22 protein-coding genes are annotated in these 23,804 nt (G+C 70.4%); 11 read left to right on the forward strand and 11 right to left on the reverse strand.

The window, feature by feature from the left end:
• Nucleotides 1-23: 23 nt before the first annotated feature.
• On the reverse strand, nt 24-1,286 hold the full coding sequence (locus U8331_RS02250; protein ID WP_481132015.1) for an efflux RND transporter periplasmic adaptor subunit: 1,263 nt from the start codon (nt 1,284-1,286) through the stop codon (nt 24-26).
• Nucleotides 1,287-1,507: 221 nt separating this feature from the next.
• On the opposite strand from U8331_RS02250, the gene U8331_RS02255 reads away from it, so the two are divergent.
• The 4 genes from U8331_RS02255 to U8331_RS02270 are packed head-to-tail and all read left to right on the forward strand — an operon-like array spanning nt 1,508 to nt 5,076.
• Nucleotides 1,508-2,425 carry an ABC transporter ATP-binding protein gene (locus tag U8331_RS02255; protein WP_481132016.1) on the forward strand — a complete coding sequence of 306 codons (918 nt, stop codon included), beginning with the start codon at nt 1,508-1,510 and terminating at the stop codon, nt 2,423-2,425.
• Nucleotides 2,425-3,195, forward strand: a complete 771-nt coding sequence (locus U8331_RS02260) for an ABC transporter permease (protein ID WP_481132017.1) — start codon at nt 2,425-2,427, stop codon at nt 3,193-3,195. Before U8331_RS02255 ends, U8331_RS02260 begins: the two co-directional genes overlap by 1 nt.
• A gap of 23 nt (nt 3,196-3,218) precedes the next feature.
• Entirely contained in the window at nt 3,219-4,421 is a 1,203-nt protein-coding gene (locus U8331_RS02265) for a sensor histidine kinase (protein WP_481132018.1), read from the forward strand.
• Nucleotides 4,422-4,473: 52 nt separating this feature from the next.
• Nucleotides 4,474-5,076, forward strand: a complete 603-nt coding sequence (locus U8331_RS02270; protein WP_481132019.1) for a response regulator — start codon at nt 4,474-4,476, stop codon at nt 5,074-5,076.
• Between the two features lie 45 nt (nt 5,077-5,121).
• Here U8331_RS02270 and U8331_RS02275 read toward each other — a convergent pair whose 3' ends face one another.
• From U8331_RS02275 to U8331_RS02305, 7 genes are all read right to left on the reverse strand, one after another.
• Complete coding sequence (locus tag U8331_RS02275) at nt 5,122-6,498, reverse strand: leucyl aminopeptidase family protein (protein WP_481132020.1); 1,377 nt, start codon at nt 6,496-6,498, stop codon at nt 5,122-5,124.
• The gene (locus tag U8331_RS02280; protein ID WP_481132021.1) at nt 6,495-7,211 is read right to left on the reverse strand and encodes an HAD family hydrolase; all 717 of its coding nucleotides are present in this window, start codon (nt 7,209-7,211) and stop codon (nt 6,495-6,497) included. Before U8331_RS02280 ends, U8331_RS02275 begins: the two co-directional genes overlap by 4 nt.
• Before the next feature lie 208 nt (nt 7,212-7,419).
• Nucleotides 7,420-8,568: an AI-2E family transporter gene (locus U8331_RS02285; protein WP_481132022.1), complete on the reverse strand. Its 1,149-nt coding sequence runs from the start codon at nt 8,566-8,568 to the stop codon at nt 7,420-7,422.
• Complete coding sequence (locus U8331_RS02290) at nt 8,565-9,011, reverse strand: hypothetical protein (protein WP_481132023.1); 447 nt, start codon at nt 9,009-9,011, stop codon at nt 8,565-8,567. The genes U8331_RS02285 and U8331_RS02290 overlap by 4 nt, the downstream gene beginning before the upstream one ends.
• A 61-nt stretch (nt 9,012-9,072) precedes the next feature.
• Nucleotides 9,073-9,663, reverse strand: coding sequence for a phage holin family protein (locus U8331_RS02295; RefSeq protein ID WP_481132024.1), 591 nt, complete (start codon nt 9,661-9,663; stop codon nt 9,073-9,075).
• A 6-nt stretch (nt 9,664-9,669) separates the two neighbouring features.
• Entirely contained in the window at nt 9,670-10,062 is a 393-nt protein-coding gene (locus tag U8331_RS02300; protein ID WP_481132025.1) for a hypothetical protein, read from the reverse strand.
• A 37-nt stretch (nt 10,063-10,099) separates the two neighbouring features.
• On the reverse strand, nt 10,100-11,557 hold the full coding sequence (locus U8331_RS02305) for a Do family serine endopeptidase (RefSeq protein WP_481132026.1): 1,458 nt from the start codon (nt 11,555-11,557) through the stop codon (nt 10,100-10,102).
• Nucleotides 11,558-12,173: 616 nt separating this feature from the next.
• On the opposite strand from U8331_RS02305, the gene U8331_RS02310 reads away from it, so the two are divergent.
• From U8331_RS02310 to U8331_RS02330, 5 genes are all read left to right on the forward strand, one after another.
• A complete protein-coding gene (locus U8331_RS02310; RefSeq protein ID WP_481132027.1) occupies nt 12,174-14,327 on the forward strand; it encodes an adenosylcobalamin-dependent ribonucleoside-diphosphate reductase in 2,154 nt (717 codons plus the stop codon).
• 124 nt (nt 14,328-14,451) lie between these two features.
• Nucleotides 14,452-15,336: a histone H1-like repetitive region-containing protein gene (locus U8331_RS02315; protein WP_481132028.1), complete on the forward strand. Its 885-nt coding sequence runs from the start codon at nt 14,452-14,454 to the stop codon at nt 15,334-15,336.
• Nucleotides 15,337-15,417: 81 nt separating this feature from the next.
• Complete coding sequence (locus tag U8331_RS02320) at nt 15,418-16,227, forward strand: TSCPD domain-containing protein (protein WP_481132029.1); 810 nt, start codon at nt 15,418-15,420, stop codon at nt 16,225-16,227.
• A 159-nt stretch (nt 16,228-16,386) separates the two neighbouring features.
• Entirely contained in the window at nt 16,387-16,626 is a 240-nt protein-coding gene (locus U8331_RS02325; protein WP_481132030.1) for a hypothetical protein, read from the forward strand.
• 420 nt (nt 16,627-17,046) lie between these two features.
• Nucleotides 17,047-18,345 carry a metallophosphoesterase gene (locus tag U8331_RS02330; RefSeq protein ID WP_481132031.1) on the forward strand — a complete coding sequence of 433 codons (1,299 nt, stop codon included), beginning with the start codon at nt 17,047-17,049 and terminating at the stop codon, nt 18,343-18,345.
• Nucleotides 18,346-18,458: 113 nt separating this feature from the next.
• Here U8331_RS02330 and U8331_RS02335 read toward each other — a convergent pair whose 3' ends face one another.
• The 3 genes from U8331_RS02335 to U8331_RS02345 all read right to left on the reverse strand — a co-directional run bounded on the left by U8331_RS02335 (nt 18,459) and on the right by U8331_RS02345 (nt 21,365).
• Nucleotides 18,459-19,265 (reverse strand): hypothetical protein, encoded by an 807-nt coding sequence (locus tag U8331_RS02335; protein ID WP_481132032.1) that lies wholly within the window; start codon nt 19,263-19,265, stop codon nt 18,459-18,461.
• A gap of 80 nt (nt 19,266-19,345) precedes the next feature.
• Nucleotides 19,346-20,641, reverse strand: a complete 1,296-nt coding sequence (locus U8331_RS02340; RefSeq protein WP_481132869.1) for an APC family permease — start codon at nt 20,639-20,641, stop codon at nt 19,346-19,348.
• 196 nt (nt 20,642-20,837) lie between these two features.
• Nucleotides 20,838-21,365, reverse strand: coding sequence for a porin family protein (locus tag U8331_RS02345; RefSeq protein WP_481132033.1), 528 nt, complete (start codon nt 21,363-21,365; stop codon nt 20,838-20,840).
• Between the two features lie 305 nt (nt 21,366-21,670).
• On the opposite strand from U8331_RS02345, the gene U8331_RS02350 reads away from it, so the two are divergent.
• On the forward strand, nt 21,671-22,480 hold the full coding sequence (locus U8331_RS02350; protein WP_481132034.1) for an N-acetylmuramoyl-L-alanine amidase: 810 nt from the start codon (nt 21,671-21,673) through the stop codon (nt 22,478-22,480).
• A 221-nt stretch (nt 22,481-22,701) separates the two neighbouring features.
• Nucleotides 22,702-23,622 (forward strand): EF-hand domain-containing protein, encoded by a 921-nt coding sequence (locus U8331_RS02355; RefSeq protein WP_481132035.1) that lies wholly within the window; start codon nt 22,702-22,704, stop codon nt 23,620-23,622.
• Nucleotides 23,623-23,804: the final 182 nt, after the last annotated feature.

Below are 23,804 nucleotides of genomic sequence, written 5' to 3' on the forward strand. Positions count from 1 at the left end.
GCGGCGTGCCGGCAGCGGATGGATCAGCCTTCGTCCGGCGCCTGCGTGATACGCACCTGCGCGCCGTCCTCGAGCGATTCGGGCGGATCGAGCACGACCTGCTCGCCACCGGCCAGGCCCGACATCACTTCGCGGTCGTCGCCGAGGCTGCGGCCCACTTCGACGCTACGCAGTTCGACCGCGCTTTCGGCTCCGCCGGCGTCGCTCAGCACGAAGGCCGCGTCGCCGTCGCCGCGCGGGACGATCGCCGCGGCGGGCACCAGCACGCCGCGCTTTTCGGCATCCGCGGACGCCGGCTGCGCCTTTTCCAGGAAGCTCACCCGCACGCCCATGTCGGGGACGATGCGTTCGTCCTTCTCGTGCAGCGCGATGCGTACCTTGACGGTGGCCTTGCCCCGGTCGGCGGTGGGGATGATCGCGATCACCTCGCCGGGGATCTGCCAGTCCGGGTAGGCGTTGAGCGTGGCCTCGACCGGCATCGCCGGCTGCACCCGGCCGATGTAGGCCTCGCCGACGTCGACCTCCACCTCCAGCGAGTCCATGTCGACGATCGTGCCGATGCCGGTCCGGGTGAACCCGCCGCCGGCCGACAGCGGCGAGATCATCTCGCCCGGCTGCGCCGCCTTGGCGATCACCACGCCGGCGAACGGCGCACGCACCACGGTGTTGTCGACGCCGATGCGGGCGATCGCCAGCTGGTCCTCGGCGACGCCGGCCTGGCGCCGCGCGGTCGCCAGTTGCGCGCGCAATGCATCGCGCTCGGCCACGGCCTGGTCGTACTGCGCCTGCGACACCAGCTGCTGGTCGACCAGCGGCTGCAGCCGGGTCGCGTTGGCTTCGGCCTCGCGCAGCTGGGCCTGCGCCGCGGTGACCTGGCTGCGCGCGGCGCCGAGCTGCTCGTTGGCCAGCGCGCGCTGGGCAGCGGCGTCGACCGGGTCGAGCGTGGCCATGACTTCGCCGGCCTCGACCCGCTGGCCCTCCTCGATCAGCACCTCGCGCACCTTGCCGGTGACCTTGGCCGACACCGTCGCCATCCGCCGCGCGACCACGTAGCCGGTGGCGTCGAGCACCGACGCGCTGCCGCCGTTGTTACCGCCAATCGCCACCACCGGAGCGGTCCGCACCTCCGGCATATCGTCGCGGCCGAACAGCGCCCAGCCGCCAAGCACCAGCACTGCCAGCAGCGCGGCCACGCCTGCGCCGATCCAGAGTCCACGCCTCGAGGGCGGTGGTGGTGCCTTGCGGTCGATCTTGAGTTCGCTGAGGAGGTCTGCGGAGTCGGTCATCGAGTGATTGACGTTCTGGACGGAGAAAAAGTGACAGCCCCGGCCCCTTTCCGGTGCACATCCCCGGGCCGGCCTGTCGAAGCAGGCTGCAGCGTAGTCGATCGGTCAATCGCCGGTCACCTGACAGTTGTCATGTGCCTGGGCTGACGCCCGCGACTGCCGGCGGCCGCGGCGGGTGGCGACCATGTCGCCACTGTCCATGGCCGACACGGAGGCCCTCCATGAAACACGGCAACGCGCTGGCGACATTGCGTGGCGTGCACAGGCGTTTCGGCGCCGTCACCGCGCTCGACGGCATCGACCTGGAGCTGCACGCCGGCCAGGTACACGCTCTGCTCGGCCCCAATGGCGCCGGCAAGAGCACCGCGATCGGTCTGCTGCTGGGGCTGCTCACGCCCGATCGCGGCGAGGCGCTGCTGTTCGGGCATGCGCCGCACACGCTCGCGGCGCGGCGCCAGGTCGGGGTGATGCTGCAGTCGGGTGGCCTGCACGACAACAACACGGTGGGCGAGCTGCTCGAGCTCACCCGCAGCTACTACCCGCATCCACGCAGCGTCGCCGACTGCGTGGCGCTGGCCGGACTGGACGGCCTGCTGCGGCGGCGCTACGGCAAGCTCTCGGGCGGCCAGCAACGCCGCGTGCAGTTTGCGCTCGCCGTGTGCGGCAACCCGCGGCTGCTGTTCCTCGACGAGCCGACCACCGGCCTGGACATCGAGGCGCGGCAGGTGTTGTGGCAGGCATTGCGCGAGCTGGTCGACCGTGGATGCGCGGTGATGCTGACCACCCACTACCTGGAGGAGGCCGAGGCGCTCGCCGACCGCGTCACCGTGGTCAACCACGGCCGGGTGGTCACCGCGGGCAGCATGCAGGAGGTCCGCGCGCACGTCTCGCAACGGCGCGTCCGTTGCCTGTCGGCGCTGGACGCGCAGCGCGTCCGCGGCTGGCCGGGCGTTGTCGGGGTGCGCCGGGAACAGGCGCGGCTGGACATCGTGACCGACGCAGCCGAGGCCGTGGTCCGCCGGCTGCTGGCGGACGACCCGGCGCTGTCGGAGCTGGAAGTCCAGCGTGCCGGCTTGGCCGAAGCCTTCATCGCCCTGACCCGTGACACCCCGTCCCCGACCGCCCGCGAGGCCGCTTGATGAATACCGTCGCTTCCACCCTCGTCCCGTACCCGTCGCTGCGCAGCTACTGGCTGGAAGCCCGCTGCGAGCTGCTGCGGTTGTTGCGCACACCGGCGTTCGTGCTGCCGACGCTGCTGTTCCCGTCGTTGTTCTACCTGCTGTTCGGGGTGCTGCTGGACAGCCGGGGCGGCGGCGAGGCCGCGCGCTACCTGCTGGCTACCTACGGCGTGTTCGGGGTGATGGGCGCGGCCCTGTTCGGATTCGGCGTGACCGTCGCCAGCGAACGCGAGCGCGGCTTCCTGGCCCTTCGACGGGCGCTGCCGACGCCGCCCGGGGCATACCTGCTCGCCAAGATGGCGATGGCCATGAGCTTCGCCACCGTCATCTCGCTGATGCTGTTGCTGCTCGGCACGGGCCTGGCCCATGTCGATCTGGCGCCATGGCAATGGGCGATGCTGCTGGTCGTCGATGTGCTCGGGGTGTTGCCGTTCTGCGCACTCGGGCTGTTCGTCGGCACCCTCTTCGGCGGTTCGGCCGCGCCGGCGGTGGTCAACCTGCTGTACCTGCCGATGTCGTTCCTGTCCGGGTTGTGGCTGCCGCTGGCGATGCTGCCGGACATCTTCGCCCGGCTGGCGCCATTGTGGCCGTCCTACCACCTCGGACAGATCGCGCTGGCGGTGGTCGGCCGGTCGTCCGGAGGCAGCGTGTGGTTGCACCTGGGCGTGCTGGTGGCGTTCACCGCGGTGTTCTTCCTGCTGGCACTGCGCCGGCTGCAGCGTGTCGGCTGAGCCGGCGGTGGCATGATCGCGCCATGACCGACCCGCGTGCCATGAAACTCGTCCCCGCGTCCGTCCGGGCCTGGCTGCGTCCGGCCCCGGATTCGCTGACCGCCGCAACCTTGCGCGCGGGCCGCTCGCCGTGGTTCGACGCGGTGCACGTACTGTGGTCGGTGTGGGTGTTCATCGTGCCGTCGTTCTCGCCGGGCGGGTACGACGCACGCTGGGCGCTGCTGACGGCGATTTCCTATCCGTTGTTCCTGCTGTTGTACGCCAGGACCCTCCTCGCCCCGGCGCGCACGGCCCCGCGCTACGCGATCGCGATGGTCCTGCTGTCGGCCGTGCTGCTGCCCTGGTATCCGTCGGGCATGAGCTATTTCGTGTTCGGCTGCGTGATGATCAGCCACCGGCAGGTGGGCTCGGCGGTCGGCCTGATCGTGCTGCTGCTGTTGCTCAACATCGGCTTCGTCGGCCTTGCGCTGTGGATCGGCTATCCGGCGCGATCGGTCGTGTGGCTGCCGCTGGTCACCTTCATCGTCAGCACGCTGGTCCAGGTCGAATGCATCAACCAGGCGCGCAACGCCGCGCTGCGGCTGTCGCAGGAGGAGGTGCGGCGGCTGGCGGCAACCGCCGAGCGCGAGCGCATCGGCCGTGATCTGCACGACCTGCTCGGCCATACGCTTTCGATGGTGGCGCTGAAGACCGACCTTGCCGGTCGGTTGATCATGCATGACCCGACCGGCGCCCAACGCGAGTTGGCCGACGTCAGCCGCGTCTCCCGCGACGCCCTGGCCCAGGTGCGCGCGGCGGTCAGCGGCATCCGCGCCGCGCGCGTGGCCGCAGAGTTGGCCTCGGCCCGGCTGCTGCTGGAATGCGGCGGCGTAGGCCTGCAGTACGACTACGACGCGCACGGCCTCGCCGGAGGCGTACTGCCGCCGCGCGTGGAAACCGTGCTGGCCCTGACCGTGCGCGAGGCGGTGACCAACATCCAGCGGCACGCGCAGGCGCGCAACGCCCGCATCGGTTTCGCTGCCGAAGGCGACGAGGCGGTGCTGCGGATCGCCGATGACGGCCGCGGCGGGGCGATCGTGCCGGGGAACGGGCTGGACGGGATGCGAGAGCGCATCGAGGGGTTGGGTGGGCGCCTGCGCATCGACTCCCAGCGTGGCCACGGCACCCGCATCGAGGTGCGGCTGCCGCTGGCAGCAAACGACGACGCTGCACCGGAGGCATCCTGAGCGCATGCCGCTCTGCTAAGTTTCCGCGCATGCCCGTCGCCCCCTTCCACCCGTGATCCGCGTCCTGCTTGCCGAGGACCAGGCGATGCTGCGCGGCGCGCTCGCGGCGCTGCTCGACCTGGAGCCCGACATCGAGGTGGTCGGCGCGGTCGGCGACGGCGAAAGCGCCTGGCGCGAGCTGCAGCGGCTGGCGCCCGACGTGCTCGTGACCGACATCGAGATGCCGGGCCTTACCGGGCTGGAGCTTGCCCAGCGCGCGCATCGGCACCAGCTGACTACGCGCGTGGTGATCGTCACCACCTTCGCCCGCGCCGGCTTCCTGCGCCGTGCGCTTGACGCCGGCGTGGCGGGTTACCTGCTCAAGGACGCCCCTGCAGAGCGCCTGGCCGACGCCCTGCGCCAGGTGCATCGCGGCGGCCGCGCTATCGATCCGGAGCTGGCATTGGAAGCCTGGTCGGAGGCCGACCCGCTCAACGACCGCGAGCGCCAGGTGCTGCGCTTGGCGGGTGAGGGCCAGAGCGCCGGGGACATTGCGGGACGGTTGGGGCTCTCGCAGGGAACGGTGCGCAACTACCTGTCGGAGGCGATCGGCAAGCTGGGTGTCGGCAATCGCATCGAGGCCCATCGCCTGGCGCGGCAGAAAGGCTGGCTGTAGGCCGGCGCCGCGTCCCGCCGGGGCAGCGCCCCGGCGAGCCTGGCCTCAACCGGCGCAGCGCGCCTGCAGCATCGCGAATGCGGCGCGCAGGCCCTGCGCCTCGCCGCCCGCCGGTCGGCCGGGGCGGTCGGCATCGCTCCAGCTGTAGACGTCCAGGTGCGCCCACTTCTGCCCGGCCGGGACGAAGCGCTCCAGGTACAGCGCGGCGGTGATGCTGCCGCCCATCCGGCTCGGTCCGCTGTTGGCGATGTCGGCGATGCCACTGGTCAGGTAGCGCCAGTACGGGCGCCACAGCGGCATCCGCCAGAGCGGATCGCGCTGCTGCAGGCCGGCCTCGAGCCACTCGCCCGCGACGCCGTCGTCGTTGCTGTACAGCGCCGGCAGGTCGGGGCCGAGGGCGATGCGGGCCGCGCCGGTCAACGTTGCGAAGTCGAGCAGCAGTTCCGGCGACTGCTCGCCGGCGTAGGCCAGCGCATCGCACAGCACCAGCCGGCCCTCGGCATCGGTGTTGTCGACCTCGACGCTGATGCCGGCACGGGTGGTGATGACCTCGCCGGGGCGGAACGCATTCGGCCCGACCGAGTTCTCCACCGCCGGGACCAGCAGGGTGATGCGCAGCGGCAGCCTGCGCGCCATCACCCACTCGGCCAGCGCGATCGCGTGCGCGGCGCCACCCATGTCCTTCTTCATGTTGCGCATGCCGTCGGCCGGCTTGAGGTCGAGCCCGCCGGTGTCGAAGCACACGCCCTTGCCGACGATGGCGACGTGCGGGTGGGCCTGCTCGCCCCAGCGCAGCGCGATCAACCGCGGGGCGCGGTGGCTGGCGCGGCCGACCGCGTGGATCGTGGGGAAATTGCGCGCCAGCAGGTCGTCCCCGCCGATGACCTCGATCGCCGCGCCGTGGCGCTCGGCGATCTCGCAGGCGACCTGCTCCAGCTCGTCCGGCCCCATGTGCTCGGTCGGCGTGTTGACCAGGTCGCGCACGCGGGTGCAGGCGGCGAGCGCGTCGATCACCTCGGCGGCGTTGTCGACTTCAAGCCGCGCCGGCTGCCGCGGCGGCTGGCGGTAGCGATTGAAGCGGTACGCGCCCAAGCCCCACCCCAGCCGCAGCGCCGCCAGCGTGTCCGCGTCGTGTTCACCGGCGAGGCGGAACGTGCGCGGCGGCAGCGCCGAGGGCGCATGGCCGTAGCTGTACGGGTCGAGGCGGTCGCCGACACCGATCACCGCGGCGGCGGCGCCGCCCGGCCCCGGCAGCAGCAGCGCGCTCCCGGCCGAGCCGTCGAAACCCTGGGCGTCCAGCCAGGCACCGGCCGCGTCGTCCTGTGACCGGCGCCAGTCCGCGAACCCGGCGCGGTCCACCACGTGCAGGGGCAGGGCGTCGGCGGTGGTGGCGGGCGCGGCAAATCCGGGGGGCAGGTTCATGCGGACATCGACTCCGGCTGTGGGGCCGCTTCGAGCCAGTCGGCGAGTGCGGCGAGGGTGGTGAATTCGAGGTCGGGAGGCGGCAGCTTGCGCGGCCAGTCGGCGCCCTCGCGGTTGATCCAGGCCGTGCGCAGGCCGGCGCGCTGGGCGCCTTCGACATCGGTGCGGATATCGTCGCCGACGTGCAGCACCTCGCCGGGTTCGCAGCCCAGTTGCGCGCAGGCGGCGTGGAAGATGCTGGCCGTCGGCTTGGCCGCGCCGTGCTCGCGGGCGCCGAGCTGGAAGCGGAACAGGTGCATCAGCCCGATCATGCGCAGGCAGGCGTTGCCGTTGCTGAGCGCCGCCAGCGGCAGCCGCGCGGCGAGCCGCTCGAGCGCCGGCACGCTGTCGTCGTAGTGCTCGACCTCACAGCGGGCGGCGAAGTAGGCGTCGTAGGCCGACTGCACCAATGCGGTGTCCTCGCCGGCCTCGGCCAGCATGCGCTCGATCATCCAGCGGCGCTGCTCGGTCATGTCGTGGGCGAGGTGCGGGCGCTCGTCGTCGCACTGCTGGCGCAACCGGCGGCGGGCGTCCAGCGGCCAGCGGACCGCCGCGCGTGGCGCGTGTGCCCGCAGCCAAGCCTCCAGCGCGTCCTCGGCGCGGAGGATCGCCGGGGCGATCGGCCACAGCGTGTCGTCGAGGTCCAGGGTGATGGCGCGGACGGTGAAATGCACCGGAGCATTCTACGCGGGCGGGGCGGGTGGCCGCGGCAAGCGATGCGGGCTGCCATCCAAGGACTTTTGACGCCTTTGTAGGAGCGGCTTCAGCCGCTATCGGACAATGGTTCGCCCGCGTCCTTTCCACGATCGCGGCTGAAGCCGCTCCTACAACAGCCCGCCGGAAAAACCCGGCAGGGATCGGCAAGAGCCCTCCACACCCGCATCACTCGAACAGCCGCGCCCAGCCTTCCATGCCCTCGATCCGCGCCAGCACGATCTTCACGCAGACCAGCAGCGGCACCGCCAGCAACAGCCCGATGATTCCCCAGAGCCAGCCGAACAGCATCAGCGCGAGGATCAGCACCAGCGGCGACAGCCGCATCTGCCGGCCGAGCACGATCGGGGTGATGATCTGCCCCTCCAGCGTGTGCAGGGCAAGGTAGATTCCCGCCGGCAGCAGCGATTTCCACGGATCGTCGAAGGCGACGAAACCCATCATCAGCATGATGATGATCCCGATCATCGGACCGACGTACGGGGCGAAGTTCAGCACCGCCGCCATCGTCCCCCACAGCAGCGCCTCGGCCAGCGGCACCTGCAGCAGGTAGAGGATCCCGGCCAGCGCCATGCCGACGGTGAAGTTGATCACGCTGATGGTCAGCACGTAGCGCGAGATCTCGCGCTCGATCGAATGCAGGATCTCCACCGTGACCCGCTTCTGCTGGCGCGTCGGCAGCAGCGCCAGCGCGTTCCGCTGCAGGCTCTCGCCGTAGATCATGAAGAAGAAGGTCAGCAGCACCACCGCGAGCACCGACGCGACCAGGCGCGGGGTGGCGGTGAGCTTCTTGAACGGTTCGTTGGCCTCGGTGCGCACCACCTGCACCGGCGTGGCCTCGGGCGCATCGGCGGCGCGCGCGATGTCGGCGGCGGCCTCGTTGGCGGCCTGCATGGGCTTGGCCATCTCGCGCAGTTTCGGTGCGAGCTCGCGCATCTCGCGCGGCACCTGGCGCGCCCACTCGGTGGCCGGGTCGATCAACTGGTTGCCCAGCGCCGCCGTCGCCGCCATGCCACCCAGCAGCACCAGCACGGCGCCAAGCACGCGCGGAATGAAGAGCTTCTGCAGGCCGCGGATGATCGGGTTGCCGATCAGCGCGAACAGCACCGCCAGCAGCACCGGCAGGATCACGTCCTGCGCTGCCCACAGGGTGTAGCCGACCGCGAGCACCGCCAGCACCACCAGCGCGGCCGAGGCGCGCGGACGCACGGGAGCGAGCGGCGGATCGTCGCCCGGTACGGGTTCGCGCGGGGCCGACGCGCCGGACGCCAGCCCGGCGCCCCGGGCGGGGGGCTCGCCGGCGGCCGACGTGCTCAAGGGTCGACCGCCTCGCTGCCGGCCCCGCGCGCGGCGGCGGCGTGTCGCAGCAGGCGCTCGTGGGCGAGCTGCTCGGCGGCCGCGGTCTGCGCGTACTGGCCCATCGCCGTAGCGTCGGGCGCCACCACACCGGCGACCTGTCCCGAGGTCTCGGCGGCCTGTTCGGCTTCGGCCGCGGCATGGCTGGCGGTGGTGCTGGCGAACATGCTGGTCAGCATCGACACGATGCGGACCACGCTGCCGCTGCGCGCGGCGTTGCCGAACGGTTCGGCGCGGCCGGCGAGAAAGCCCCCGACCAGTCCCGCCAGCACGATCCGGCCGGGCGTCCACATCGCCTTCCAGGAGCCGCGCAGCTGGCGCAGGTCGGCGCCGATGCGGCGCTCGTGCGCCTCCAGTGCGTCTTCGGCTTGGGCGACCTTCTGGATCAGTTTGTCGAAACTCATGGCGCGGCGCTCCCCTGGCTGTGGCCGTGCGTGTGCTGGACCGGCTGGCGGGTGGATGCGGTCAGGGCGGGGTGAGATCGACGCCGCGCCCGTCCTTCAGCGGCTTGCCCTCGCCGTCCTCGGGCACGCGCTGGCGCGCGGCTTCCCGGGTGGACTCGGGCGAGTCCGGGTCGGGCATGAAGTCGGCCAGCTCGCCGATGCCGAGCCGGGCCAGCTGCCGCCGCGTCGCCTGCAGGCGGGTGTGCTCGAAATAGCGCATCGCCTGCCAGCCGGCCCACCCCGCGACCGCCAGGCTGAGCACCGCGGGCAGCAGCATCGCGACCGACCACGACAGGCCCACGTGGCGGCTGAGGAACACCACGAGGGTCGACATCAGCAGCAGCCATGCCGACGCGCCCGCGGCGATGGCGACGCCGCTCAGCGCCAGCGTGCGGCCCATCGCGCTGCGGGCCAGCGAGATGTCGGCCACCACCAGCGAGCGCAGCGCCTTCACCGAGTCCACCGACGCGCCGAGGCTGGCGCGGCCGGTGGCGCCGATCTGCCGCAGGGCCTCGATCAGGTCCGGCGGCGGGGCGTCGTGCTCATGCGGATCGTGCGGATCGGCGGGACCGCCGGGGGGCGGTGCGTCGCCGGGCGCTCCGGTGCGCTGCACCGCCGCTTACCGGTGGCTGCCGCGGGCGAGCTTGGCGATGATCCAGCCGGCGGCGAAGGCGGTGCCGAACGAAGCGATCGGCCGCTCGCGGATCAGCTCGGCGGCGCTGTCGATCATGTCGCGGCCCTTCTCCATCAGCTGGTCGGCCTGCTCGCGCGCCGCCAGGCTGGCCTGCTCGGCGGCGGTCAGGCCGGCGAGCGCGCCGTCGGCGAGGTCGGACTTCACGTGCGCCTTGCCGAGCCGCAGCTCGTCACCCGCCGCGCCGGCGGCGCCCTTGATCGCTTCGCCGGCATCGCGCGCGGCCTGTTTCAGGTGGCCGCCGGCCTCGCCCAGGCTGTCCTTGAGCGCGGTGCCGGAGGTGGATGCGGTGGTGGAGGATGTGGCGTCGGTCGGGCTCATCTGGGGAATCTCCTTGGCGTCGGGGCGGCGCGCGGCGTCACTGCATCGGCAGGAGTCCCGGCCGGTTGCCCCGGACGACGCGCAGCACCAACTGTGCGGGAGGCTGTGTGAAGCCGGCGCGGAAACCCGACAGGTCGTCGAACTCGCCGGCGCTGGCCGCCACCACCAGGTCGCCCTCGCGCAGGCCGTTGCGGGCGGCGCGGCTGCCGCGCGCGACCGACTCCACCAGCACCCCGCGCACCCCCGACTGGCGCAGGCCTTCGGGCAGCTCGGCAAAGGTGGCGCCGGTCAGGCGCGGATCGAGCTGCGCCCCGGCGAAGCTGCGCGGCTGCTCGCGCACGGCGGCCTCGACCTGCAGCGCCTGGCCGTCGCGGCGGATGTCGAGGGTGACCCGGCTGCCGACCGCCTGCAGGCCCTCGAAGTTGTGCAGTTCCTCGGGGCTGTCGATGCGCTCGCCGTCGGCGGCGACGATCACGTCGCCGGGTTGCAGCCCCGCGGCGGCCGCGGCCGAACCGTCGAAGACCCGGGTGACCACCGCGCCGCGTGCGGCGTCCAGGCCGAGCCCCTCGGCCAGCCGCGCGGTCACCGCCTGGGTGTCGAGCCCGAGCGTGCCGCGCCGCACCTCGCCGGTGGTGACCAGCTGCGACATCACGCTGCGCGCCAGGTTGGCCGGGATCGCGAAACCCAGCCCGATGTTGCCCGCCATCGAGCCGCGCGGATTGAAGCTGGCGGTGTTGATGCCGACCAGCTGGCCGTCCAGGTTGACCAGCGCGCCGCCGGAATTGCCCGGGTTGATCGAGGCGTCGGTCTGGATGAAGTTCTGGTAGCCGAGTCCGCGCAGGCCGCTGCGGCCGACCGCCGAGACGATGCCGCTGGTGACGGTCTGGCCGATGCCGAACGGGTTGCCTACCGCGACCACGAAGTCGCCCACCCGCAGCGATGCCGAATCGGCCAGCGGAATCTCCTGCAGGCCGGTGGCCGGGATCTTCATCACCGCGATGTCGGTGTCCGGGTCGGAGCCGACGAACTCGGCCTCGATCGTGCGGCCGTCCGACAGCGTGACCGACACCTCGTCGGCGCCCTCGATCACGTGGTGGTTGGTCAGCACCAGGCCGCGTGCGGCGTCGACGATCACTCCGGAACCGAGCGACTGCTCGATGCGCTCCTGCGGCACGTTGGGGAACATGCGGCGGAAGATCGGATCGTTGGCGAACGGGTTGTAGACCCGGACCCGCTGCTTGGTGTGCACGCTCACCACCGCCGGAGTGACCCGCGCCAGCATCGGCGCGAGCGAAGGCAGTGGCTGGCCGGCCACCGCCGCCGGCAACTGCCCCACCATCGGCGCCACCGCGGCCGGCGCGGGATAGGCGGCCGCGGGCTGCTGCAGTCCGTGCAGCAGCGCGGTGGCGGCGAAACCGCCGAAGCCGGCGGCCAGCGTCAGCGCGGCAAGCAGCCGCAGCGGGCGCCGCGCGGGCGGGGAGTTCGGGCTGGGCATCGATGGCATACGGGACCCCTGATGGCATATGCAGACGGCAGGGCGCGCACGAGCGGCCCGGCGGCAGGCGCCCAGTCTGGTGCAGCGGCATTTAATCGTCGATGAAGCCTGTTCAGCCGGTGAGCCGTCCGGTCATGCGTGGCCTGCATCCCGTGCAAAGACGCCACCGGAGGCGCAAAAACGCAATCGGCCGACCGTTCCGGCCACTGCTCTCCGGCACCCGCCCTAGCACTCCGTACCGGGCTTCGGAAGCGTTGACTTCACCCCCGCCCGGGCGTAGCTTGCCCTCCTGCATCGCACACAACATGTTGTGGTTGGTGATGCGGTCGAGGCCCAAGCGTAGGGGTGTGCTCGGGATGGTGGACCGCCTTCCGGAGCACCGCAGGACGCGGGCCGGACGGCTGACGGAGCAGGCCCTTGGTGGACCTACACCGGTAACAAAAATCGGATGCGACGCGGTGCGCCAGGCGCATTCGCGCGCGCCGCCGTCGGCGCCTTCCGGGCGGCGGCCTGGCAATGCGACAACACGGGCCGGCCACGTGCCGGCACCCAACCAGACAACGGCAACACAGCGCCGCGACCCCATGCGCGGCCATCACGAGGAGACAGGACAGGCATGAGTACGGTGCGCCTCGAGGCGGTGAAGATGGACACGTCGACCCAGGACATTGCGATGCAGCCGGCGTCCCAGGACATCTGGGACAAGAAGTACCGGCTCAAGACCAAGAGCGGCGATCCGGTCGACGGCGACATCGACGCCACCTACCGCCGCGTGGCCAAGGCGCTGGCCGAGGCCGAGCCTACGCCCGAGAAGCAGCAGTACTGGATGGAGCGTTTCACCTGGGCGCTGCGCAAGGGCGCGATCCCGGCCGGCCGCATCACCTCCAACGCCGGCGCGCTCGAGCACAAACCGGCCACCAGCACGATCAACTGCACCGTGTCCGGCACCATCGAGGACTCGATGGACGGCATCCTCGAGAAGGTCCACGAGGCCGGCCTGACGCTGAAGGCCGGCTGCGGCATCGGCTATGAATTCTCGACCCTGCGTCCGCGCGGCGCGTTCGTCGCCGGCGCCGGCGCCTACACCTCCGGCCCGATGTCCTTCATGGATATCTACGACAAGATGTGCTTCACCGTGTCGTCGGCCGGCGGCCGCCGCGGCGCGCAGATGGGCACCTTCGACGTGTCGCACCCCGACGTGAAGGACTTCATCCGCGCCAAGCGCGAGGACGGTCGGCTGCGCCAGTTCAACCTGAGCCTGCTGATCACCGACGGCTTCATGGAAGCGGTCGCCGAGGACAGCGACTGGCCGCTGGTGTTCCCGGTCAACATCAAGGAAAAGGGCGACGTCGACCTCGACGACGCCGCGCAGGTGGTGTGGCGCGAGTGGCCGACCCACCGCAACTACATCGTCCGCGACGACGGCCTGGTCGCCTGCAAGATCTACGGCCACATCCGCGCGCGGCACCTGTGGGACATGATCATGGTCTCGACGTACGACTACGCCGAGCCGGGCTTCATCCTGATCGACCGCGTCAACGAGATGAACAACAACTGGTGGTGCGAGAACATCCGCGCGACCAACCCCTGCGGCGAGCAGCCGCTGCCGGCCTACGGCGCCTGCCTGCTGGGCTCGGTCAACCTGACCAAGTTCGTGCGCAACGCCTTCACCGACAAGGCCGAGTTCGACTGGGACGAGTACCGCGAGGTCGTGCGCGTGTTCACCCGCATGCTCGACAACGTGGTTGAGGTGAATGGTTTGCCGCTGGAACAGCAGCGCAACGAGATCATGCGCAAGCGCCGCCACGGCATGGGCTTCCTCGGCCTGGGCAGCACGGTGACCATGCTGCGCATGAAGTACGGAAGCGAGGCCTCATGCGAGTTCACCGACCGCATCGCCCGCGAGATGGCCGTTGCCGGCTGGGAAATGGGCCTGGAGCTGGCGAGGGAGAAGGGCCCGGCGCCGATCATGACCGAGACCTTCGAGGTCGACGCCGAGATGCTGCGCAAGCGCCCGGAGATGGTGAAGGACGGCTGGAAGATCGGCCAGCAGGTCGAGGGCCGGGTGCTGCACGCCAGGTACTCGCGCTACATGCAGCGCGTGGCGGAAGTCGCCCCGGAGCTGGTCAGCGAGCTGGCCGAAGTCGGCGCGCGCTTCACCCACCACAGCTCGATCGCGCCGACCGGCACCATTTCGCTGTCGCTGGCCAACAACGCCTCCAACGGCATCGAGCCGTCGTTCGCGCACCACTACAGCCGCAACGTGATCCGCGAGGGCAAGAAGTCGAAGGAGAAGGTCGACGTCTTCTCGTTCGAGCTGCTGGCGTACCGCGCGCTGGTCAACCCGAAGGCGATGCCGTTCTCCGAGGACGCCGCCGAGAAGCTGCCCGAGTACTTCATTGCCGCCGACGACGTCACCCCGAAGCAGCACGTCGACGTCCAGGCCGCCGCGCAGAAGTGGGTCGACAGCTCGATCTCCAAGACCGCGAACGTCCCCACGGATTACCCGTACGAGGACTTCAAGGACATCTACACCTACGCCCACTCCAAGGGGCTGAAGGGCTGCACCACGTTCCGCTTCAACCCGGCCGCCTTCCAGGGCGTGCTGGTCAAGGAAGCCGACCTGGAAAACACCACCTACCGCTTCGAGCTCGAGGACGGCCAGGTGGTGGAGGTCAAGGGCAACGAGCAGATCGAATACGACGGCGAGATGCACAGCGCCGCCAACCTGTTCGACGCCCTGAAAGAGGGCTACTACGGCAAGTTCTGACGGCCGGCGTTCACTGTCCCACCCGCGCGCAGCAGGTATAGCATCGCCGTGGTAACACAATGGTTTCACCGCAAGGTTTCACCGCGTTACCCGCAAGCCAATACGACGCCCGTGAGGAGGGCACATGAGCAACGGTAATGGAGTGACGGCGACGCTCTCGCAAGCGGCCGAAAGCGTCAAGGAAACCGCCAGCAGCATCGGCACCACCATCGCCACCACCGCTGGCGAAGCGGCGGCGACCGTCCGCACCAGCGCGACCCGCGTCCGCGAGGCCGCGGGCGAGTCGGTGGGGAACGCGAAGAAGAAGCTGGCCAAAGTCGCCGCCGAGGCGCGCAACGAGGCCGGGGAAATGGAGCGCAACGGCATCGGCAAGCGCGCCTCCGGCACGAAGGCGACCGGCAAGAAGGCCGCCAGCAAGAAGGCCGCCAGCAAGAAGGCCGCCAGCAAGTTGACGGCCAAGTCGGCGGGCAGTAAGTCGGCGAGCAAGGCGGCCAGCAAGTCCACCGCTCGCAAGAGCGCCGCGAAGAAGGGCGCCGCCAGCAAGACCGCGTCCAGCAAGGCACCGGCCCGCAAGTCGGCTGCCAGCAAGGCGACCGCCAAGAAGGCGACCGCCAGCAAGTCGGCGAGCAGTAAGTCGGCGAGCAAGGCCGCGAGCAAGAAAGCGACCAGCAAGAAGGCGACCAGCAAGAAGGCGACCAGCAAGAAGACCGCAAGCCGGTCGACCGCGGGCAAGACCACCGCCCGCAAGTCGGCCGCCAGGAAGGCCGGTGCCAGGAAGGCGACTGCGAAGAAGGCCACCTCGAAGAAGGCAATCGCGAGGAAGACCGCGGCCGCCAGATCGCCGGCCCGCAAGGCATCGGCCAGCAAGGCAACCGCCAAGAAAGCGACTGTCCGCAAGTCGTCCGCCAGCAAGGCCCCGGCCAAGAAGACCAGCGCCGGCAAGTCGGCGGCCCGCAAGACGACCGGCCGCAAGACCGCGGCACGCAAGACCACGACAGGCAACACGTAAGCCGCGCTTCCCACCTTCCCGCCGTCGGCGGGGAGGTGGGGCGCTTCACCGCACACGCAACACCGCACCAGGAGCTGGCCGATGGCCGTCAAGATCGACAAGAAAATCAAGGGCTACAGCGTCGTCACCGCCGACGACAAGGCCAAGGCCGCCACCCCGGCGACCCCCGCGCCCGAGGCCGTGCAGCCCGGCGCCAAGGTCATCCAGATGCACGAGAAGATCGAGCGCCCCGAGACCCTGGTCGGCTCCACCTACAAGCTCAAGACCCCGCTGTTCGAGCACGCCCTGTACGTGACGATCAACGACATCGTCCTCAACGCCGGCAGCGAGCACGAGCAGCGCCGTCCGTTCGAGATCTTCATCAACTCCAAGAACATGGACCACTTCCAGTGGATCGTGGCGCTGACGCGCATCATGTCCGCCGTGTTCCGCAAAGGCGGCGACGTGACCTTCCTGGTGGACGAGATGAAGGCCGTGTTCGACCCCAAGGGCGGCTACTTCAAGGCCGGCGGCGTCTACATGCCGTCACTGGTGGCCGAGCTGGGCAGCATCGTCGAGGAGCACCTCAAGGCGATCGGCATGATGCACGACCCGGAAATGAGCGACGCCCAGCGCGCCCTGATCGCCGAAAAGCGCGCCGCCTACGCCGCGCTCGACTCAAAAAAAAACGCTGAAGTAAGCGAGGTGCCGCGCGACGACCGCAGCGGCCAGCTGTTTCCCGAGCCACGCATCAGCGACACTCCGCGCAGCGAGGACGTCGAGGTCACCGGCGACGGCGGCGTCGCCTTCCCGCCCAGCGCCACCATGTGCCACAAGTGCAATACCAAGGCGGTGGTGATCATGGACGGCTGCGCGACGTGCCTGAACTGCGGTTACAGCAAGTGCGGGTAAGGGGTATTTTCAGCAGGTAACCGGAAGAGGGCTCCGCAGAGTCCTTTTCCGTGCGCCGGGCACGCACGCGATACCGCACGCATGTCCTGCCCGGTGCCTTGTCAGCGATCGGCTCCAGGTGCCGCCATGGTTGTTTGCCCCTATTGCCGGAAGCGGGCGATGACGGACCTGCAGAAGGCCCTTTTGGGCCCGGCCCAGACACGGGCGTGCGCTGCATGCGGGAACGCCGTGTCCGTCCACTGGGCGAGCCTGCTCTCGTTTGCGCCCCCCATCATCGGCATCGTGGCCGCACAGGAGCTTTCACATCAGCCGACCTGGGCTGCATGCGCGGTGGTGGCGGGCGCCGGCATCATGTTCGCGCTGCACGCGCGCATGCCGCTGGTGCCGCGGGACGCCTGAGGGGCCATCGGAGAGCTTCTTGTCCAACTCGCCCATGTGTAAATGCGTCGCGCTTGTCGCGGCCCGGCCCGGCAAGTTCCGTCGCGTTCGCAACCGAAATGCCCCGGTTGGAGCTTGGCAGGTTTGGGGCGATCCCGGGGCGGAATGATGTCCTTCTCAGCCGATGAAGTCGCGCTCCGCCGCCCGCTCTGGGTGGCGCTCAGCGAGCTATACCTCGATGATCGTTGCCAGGCGCGGGGCGATCGAATGTGCATTTTGAACATCGCGGCCGCCGCGCTCGGCTGCCGCTTGAATATGCCGAGTTGAATCCGGTGTTTCCCTCGACGATAGTCGGCCGCCGGATCGCACTGCGTAGAGGGGGTAATCCCGGCGATCACCCCGAGCGGCCGGGAGTCTTGTTCTGCCAATGGAGATGCCTGCATGCGATGGAAGCGCTGGATTTTCGTTCTGGTTCTGCTGGTGCTGGTGTGCACCGGAGTCGCCCTTGCGGCAATTTCATCGGCGAAGGTCGAGCTGACCGCCAACGGGGTGCACACGCGCCTGCTTGTACCCGCCGGGCCGGGCGCTATCGGCCTGCAGCACTACGCCGGAACCGGCGAGCAGGTCACCTTGCCGGGCCACCTCGACGGCCCGGTGGTGCGCCGGAGTGCTGACGGCACCTGGTCGGCGTCGTGGTTCTGCGAGGACCGGGTACGTCGCGCAACCGGCCGCTCGGCGGTGCTGAGCATCGATTGCGCAGGCGTAGCGCGCGCCTACCCGCTGGACAGCGCGCCGGTGCCGCCGGCGGCCGCATCGATGCCGCGGAAGCTGGTGGTGCTGAGCGACCTCGAGGGCAACCTCCGGTTCCTGGACGCCGCGCTCGAAAAAACGGGCATCGTCGATGCCGCCGGACAGTGGCGATTCGGCGACGGGCAGCTGGTGGTGCTGGGCGACAGCGTGGATCGTGGCCGCGAGGTGTTCGCGGTGCTGTGGCGTCTGCACGAGCTCGCCCGGCAGGCGCATGCCGCCGGAGGTGCCGTGCGCATAGTGCTGGGCAACCACGACCAGTACATCCTGCGCGGCAACATTTCGCGGGCGCATCCGGAGCACCGCTATGCGCTGCGCACGATGGGCGGCGTCGACGAGGCGTTTGCCGCCGACACGGTGATCGGCGCATGGCTGCGTGCCCAGCCGGTCGTGCTCAAGCTTGGCGACGTGCTTTTCGCGCACGGCGGTGTTTCCCCGCAAATCGCCGATGCCGGGCTGACGGTGGACGGTCTCAACGCGGCCATGCGCGGCTACTGGGCGTCGAATGCGGTGGCCGACCGCGCGGCGCTCGATGGCGTGCTGGGGGACGCCGGGGTCACGCAGTACCGGGGCTATTTCCGCGAGCTGGATGGTGTTTACCCCGCCGCCTCCACCGAGGATGTGGACCGGGTATTGGTGCATTTCGGAGTCGAGCAGGTCGTCGTTGGCCATAGCGTGGTCGAGCGGATCGAACAGCTGCACGACGGGCGCGTGTATGCGGTCGACGTGAATGACGACGAGGCGCTGCCGGAGGTGCTCGTCTACGACAACGGCGTGCCGTCGGTGCTGGACATCGGTGTTCCGCGGGGGCTCGACACCGCCCCTGCCACGCGCACGCGCGAGTTCAGCCTGCTCGAGGCGAACGACCGGCAGCTCCTGGGCGACATGTTCGGGGCCTATCGCGAGCTGTCGGCGGTGCCGCAGCCCTACTGAACCGCCCGGGCGGCGATCGGCATTCCGGTTGCGGGCTATGGACGGGTCCAAAGCAAAACGGCCGGCTGCCCGAGGGCAGTCCGGCCGCTCGCCGATGAGCGGTGCCGCGCGAGTCAGAACGCCAGGGTGACGCCGGCGACCGGCCCCTTGAACTCCTGCTCCAAGCCAATCACGCCGTCGCTGCCGCTCTGTTCGACATCGAGGCGGAACCAGTCGTAGCCGACGTGGACGCCGAAGTTGTCGGTGAAGCGGTATTCGACCAGCGCGTTGGCGCGGCTGAGGTCGCCTTCGTAGTCGTCGAAGTTGCCCCAGTCGGCGTCGAGGTACTGGCCCTGGGCGATGACGCGCCACTGCTCGGCGGGCGCCCAGGTGACGCGGGTGCCGACCACCGGCGCGTAGCCGTCCGACACCTCGCGCGCGCTGTAGGTGTCGATGTCGACATCGGCGAAGGCGTTGGCCTCGAGCTTGGCGTACTCGGCGCCGATCTGCAGGCCCCAGCTGAGCTGGTCGGTCTCGACCACGGCGAAGTCGTACACCAGGCTGGCGACTTCGAACTCCGCCTCGAAGTCGAGGAAGCTGCCTTCCGGAATGGTGACGTCGTCGTAGGTGACGTCTTCGCCGAGGGTGAAGCGGCGGTCCTTGTCGTAGTTGAAGTAGTTGAACAGCAGGCGGTTGCGCTCGCCGAAGCGGAACTGCCCTTCGACCCGCGGCACGGTCTCCTCGCCGCCGAAGTCGAAGTCCTCGCTGAAATCGTAGTCTTCGCCTTCGAAGACGGTGCTCGCGCTCAACTCGCTCTGCGCGTCGACCGACATCGCGCTCAGGCGCAGGGTGAAACGATCATCGTCGATCGCCTGGGCCGGCAGGGCCAGCATTGCGCCGGCGGCGAGGATCGACAGTTGCAGGGGCAGGGTGCGGGTCATCGTGTGCGGCTCCGTCGCGGTGGGGGAGCCTTATGAAGCCCGCGCCACGGTGCGCGCATCGTGAAAAACGCGCGCCGCGATCAGCCCCCGACCACGGTGGCGCTGGATGAACCGGCGACCGGGCGGCGGCGGAACCTGTACACCACCGCGCCAATGGCCAGCGCGATCGCGCCCGCAATGAGGTTTTCGAGCTTTGCACTGGCCAACAGCCCGAGCGACAGCAGCAGCGCGAGCACCGGGATCAGCGGCCCGCCGGGCAACCGCATTGCGCCCGGCGCGGCGCCATGACGGCGTTGCAGCACCAGCACCGACACCGCGGTGCCGATGTAGGTGAACAGGCGCGCGACCACCGACAGCAGCGCGAGCTGCACGAACGAGCCGGTCAGCGCGAGCGCGAGCGACAGCACGCCGAGGGTGAGGATGGCGACCGCGGGCGTGCGGAAGCGCGGGTGGATCGACGCCAGCGCCCGCGGGCCGTAGCCGTCCATCGCCAGCGCGTGCAGGTAGCGCGGGCCGAGCATGATCGTGTTGCTGTTGGTGCCGAGGATCGACACCGTCGCGCCGACGGTCAGCAGCAGTGCCAGCCAGCCACCGCCGAACAGCGCCGCGGCGTCCGCCAGCGGCGTCTGCGACCGGGCGAGGCCGGGCAGGGTACCGAGCGCGACCCACTGCACCGCGAAGTACACCAGCGTCACCGTGGCGATCATCGCCAGCAACGCGAACGGCACGTCGCGGCGCGGATTGCGGTACTCGCCCGCGGCGGCCGGCAGGTTCTCGAAACCGGCGTACGCGAACAGCAGCAGCAGCGCCGCCTCGCCGAGGTCGCGCAGCGGGATCTCGCCGGCCAGCGGCGCGGCCAGCGAGCTGTCGACGAACATCGCGCCGATCGCGATGAACATCAGCAGCGGCAGCAGCTTGGCGATCGCCAAGAACACGCCGGTACGCGCGGCGGCGCGCACGCCGACCACGTTGACGATCACCAGGAACGCCAGCGACCCGACCACGATCGCCACCCGCACCGCACCGTCGGCGGCGCCGGGCCAGAAATGGGTGACCGCCTCGGCCAGGCCGTTGCTGAGCGCAGCGGCGCTGGCGATGCGGGTCAGGAACAGCATCCAGCCGACCTCGAAGCCGACGAACGGCCCGAATGCCTCGCGCGCGTACAGGTAGCCGCCGCCGGGCTGGTCGAAGTAACTCGAGGCCTGCGCGTAGCACAGCACCAGCAGCGCGACCGCGGCGCCGGCCAGCAGCACCGCCCACAGGCTGGCGGGGCCGAGCAGCAATGCCGCGGCGGCCGGCAGCAGGTAGATGCCGCTGCCGATCACGTCGTTGATCGCCAGGCCGAACAGCTGCCAGCGGCTGACCGCGCGCACCATGGCCGGATCGCCCGGTGGCGTCGGTGCCGGCGCGGCGGCGATGCCGGAAGGGTTCGAAGCGCTCAAAGGTTGTCCCCTGCAGTGGCTGCCGACGCAGATTGCATGATCCCGTCGCCAGCGTCCACGCCGGCCGCGTGCACGCAAAAGGCCGCCGGGATCGCCGGCGGCCGTGGGGTGGAACGTCGGTGGTCAGCGGTCAGAAATCGAACCGCACCTGCACCTGGGCCAGGTCGATCTCGCTGTCCTCGACCTCGAAGCGGTTGTACTCGCCGCGCAGGGCGACGTTGTCGGTGAAGCGGTACTGCACGCCGAGGCCGTAGGTCGGGTCGTTGCCGTCGTCGTCCAGGCCGGCGATCGAGGTGTCCACGCTCCAGTCGCTGTAGCCGGCCTTGGCATACCCGGAGAAGCGGTCGGTGAAGGGCACCGTGCCGACCGCGACCAGGTAGGCGGCGTCGGCCTCGAGCTCGGGGCCGGCGGCGCCGAGCGGCTCGGTCTTGCCCAGGTCCGCGTAGCCGGCCTCGAGGCCGAAGTAGCGGTTGAAGTCGTAGCCGGCGAAGGCCGAGAACGCGGTGTCCTCGTCGTCCAGCGCGCCGTCGTCGATCATCGCCTGGCCGGCACCGGCGCCGAGATAGAAGCCGGTCGGTTCGGCCGCCTGCGCGCCGAACACGGCGGCGCCGAGGGTGATGGCGAGAAGGCCGCGGGAAAGAATGTTGCGCTTGCTCATCGTTGACTCCTGCTGCGGGCGCCGCGACGCGGGGAAGGAATGCGGCGGCGACCGGCGAGGGGCCCCGGCGGAATGCCTGGGCAGCCATCGCTGCGGGAAAGAGATGGGTGCGGCGCGGCGCGGCCAAAGCGCGGATCGCTGGATGCACCGTCCCGCCGCTGGAACATTGCGCGTCTTGACGAAGGCCGCGCACCGGTAGCCGCATCCACGGGCCGCGGCCCGTCTGTCACGCGCGCGAGTGGCCCGGCGCGCGGCGGCCGCGCGCTTGCTCTAGGGTATGGACGTTCAACAGGAGGTCGTCGCGCATGAGACGTCTGTCGCTCGTTTCCGCATGGTTGCTGGTCGCACTGCTGGCCGGGTGCGCCAGCAGTGGCCTGCCGCGCAACCCGATCGCGCAGTGGTACGGTTCCCCCAACCACGAGCCGCGTCGTCCACGCATCATCGTGCTGCACCACACCGCGATGGACAGCGCGCAGGGTGCGTTGCGCGTACTGCAGACGCGCAACTCGGGCGGGCCGGTGAGTTCGCACTACCTGATCGGCGACGACGGCCGGCTGTACCAGCTGGTGTCCGAGCAGGCGCGCGCATGGCATGCCGGCGGCAGCCGCTGGGCCGGCATCAGCGACCTCAACTCGACCTCGGTCGGCATCGAGCTGGACAACAACGGCCACGAACCTTTCAGCGACGCGCAGATCCAGTCGCTGCTGGTGTTGCTGGCCGACATCGTCGAACGCAACGGCATCCAGCCGCACCTGGTGGTCGCCCACGGCGATGTCGCGCCGACCAAGAAGGACGACCCGAGCGTGCGGTTCCCGTGGCAGCGCCTGGCCGAGGCGGGATTCGGCCTGTGGCCACGCGACGTGCGGGCCGCCCCGCCGCCGGGGTTCGACCCGTGGGCGGCGCTGCGCCTGGTCGGCTACGACCTGCGAGACCCCGGCGCGGCACTGGCGGCGTTCCATCGCCACTACCGCGCCCGCGAGGAGCGCACCTGGCTGCCCGGCGACGCGGAGATCCTCCACGACCTGCAGTTGCAGTTGATGGAGTTGCCACCGGCCGCCCCGGAGCCCGCGCCGGCTCCTGCGCCGGCCGCGCCACCGCCGCTGCCCACGCGCTAGCCGCCACGCGATCGCTTGCTGCGCAGCAACAGCCGTGCGCGTCGCCAGCGCTCCGGCTGGTTGTTTAACAGGAGGTTTCGATAAGACGGCGCCAACACCGGGTGACGGCATCGTTGGTGCCGCACGGCGTCACGTCGCGTAAATCCCGGCGGGTCGATCGTCGGCCTGCCGCGCGTCCCCTGCGCCGGCCGCGAATTCCCCCACCGCACAGGAGAGACCGCATGAACATCCGGACCCGCCATCTGCTGGCGGTCGCACTCGCCACCGCGCTGGCCGCGCCGCTGGCCGTCGCGCAGGAGGCCACCGGCGTCGTCGACGCCAACGGCAATGCCAACGCCGCCATCGGGTCGACCGGTGAAAGCGCTCCGTCACAGGACGCGGTCGCGCCCGACCCCGCGCTGCCGCCGCAGGTCAACCCGACCCAGGCCGCGCAGCAGGCCGTCGATCCGCGCGTGCCCACCGCGGACGACGCCACCGATGCGCTCGGTGCGGCGCCCCCGCCGCCCCCGGTCGAGTCGCGCGGCGCGGCGCAGGCCGCCGGCCACGCCGACGTGGTCCAGCGCAGCGTCTGGGCCGACCTGGACGGCGACGGCGATGGCCGTGTGAGTCGCGACGAAGGTCGCGTCGATGCCGAGTTCGCCAATGGTTTCGACATGATGGACGCCGACCACGACGGCTTCGTCAGCGATATCGAGTTCCGTACCCACGCCCGCGGCGAGCACGGCGCGCATGCGGCCGGTGCCCAAGGCGCGGACCGCGCGGCCGTGAATTCGGCGGCGAGCCAGAGGGGCGTCTGGACGCAGCTCGACGCCGACGGCGACGGCCGCATCAGCGCCGACGAGGGCGGTGTCGATGCCGACTTCGGCGCCAACTTCGAAATGATGGATGCCGACAGCGACGGCTTCGTCACCGACGCGGAGTTCCGCGCCTCCGCGCGGACCGGCCAAGACGACGGCGACGACCGGGCCACCGGCGATCGGGCGGACGACAGCAACGTGCGCGATGCCGACCGCGACGACCACACCGAAGCGGTCGAACCCGATCCCATGAACGACCGCGACGGCATGGACGACGATGGCACCGGGATGGACGACGAGGACGGCGGTGGTGGAGAAGACGGCGGCGCGGCCGCCGCGGGTTGAACCCGTCCGATCATCCGCAAACAACGAAGGCGCCCCCGGGGCGCCTTCTTTTTGCCGACCCGGTACCTCCCGGGACCGTTATTCCTGTAGGAGCGGCTTCAGCCGCGATCGGATGCTTGCCACGCCCGTCCGACCTCACGATCGCGGCTGAACCCGCCCCACCACGGCATGGGGCCCGCGTC

The organism is Lysobacter sp. CC-YZS074 (assembly GCF_056739745.1).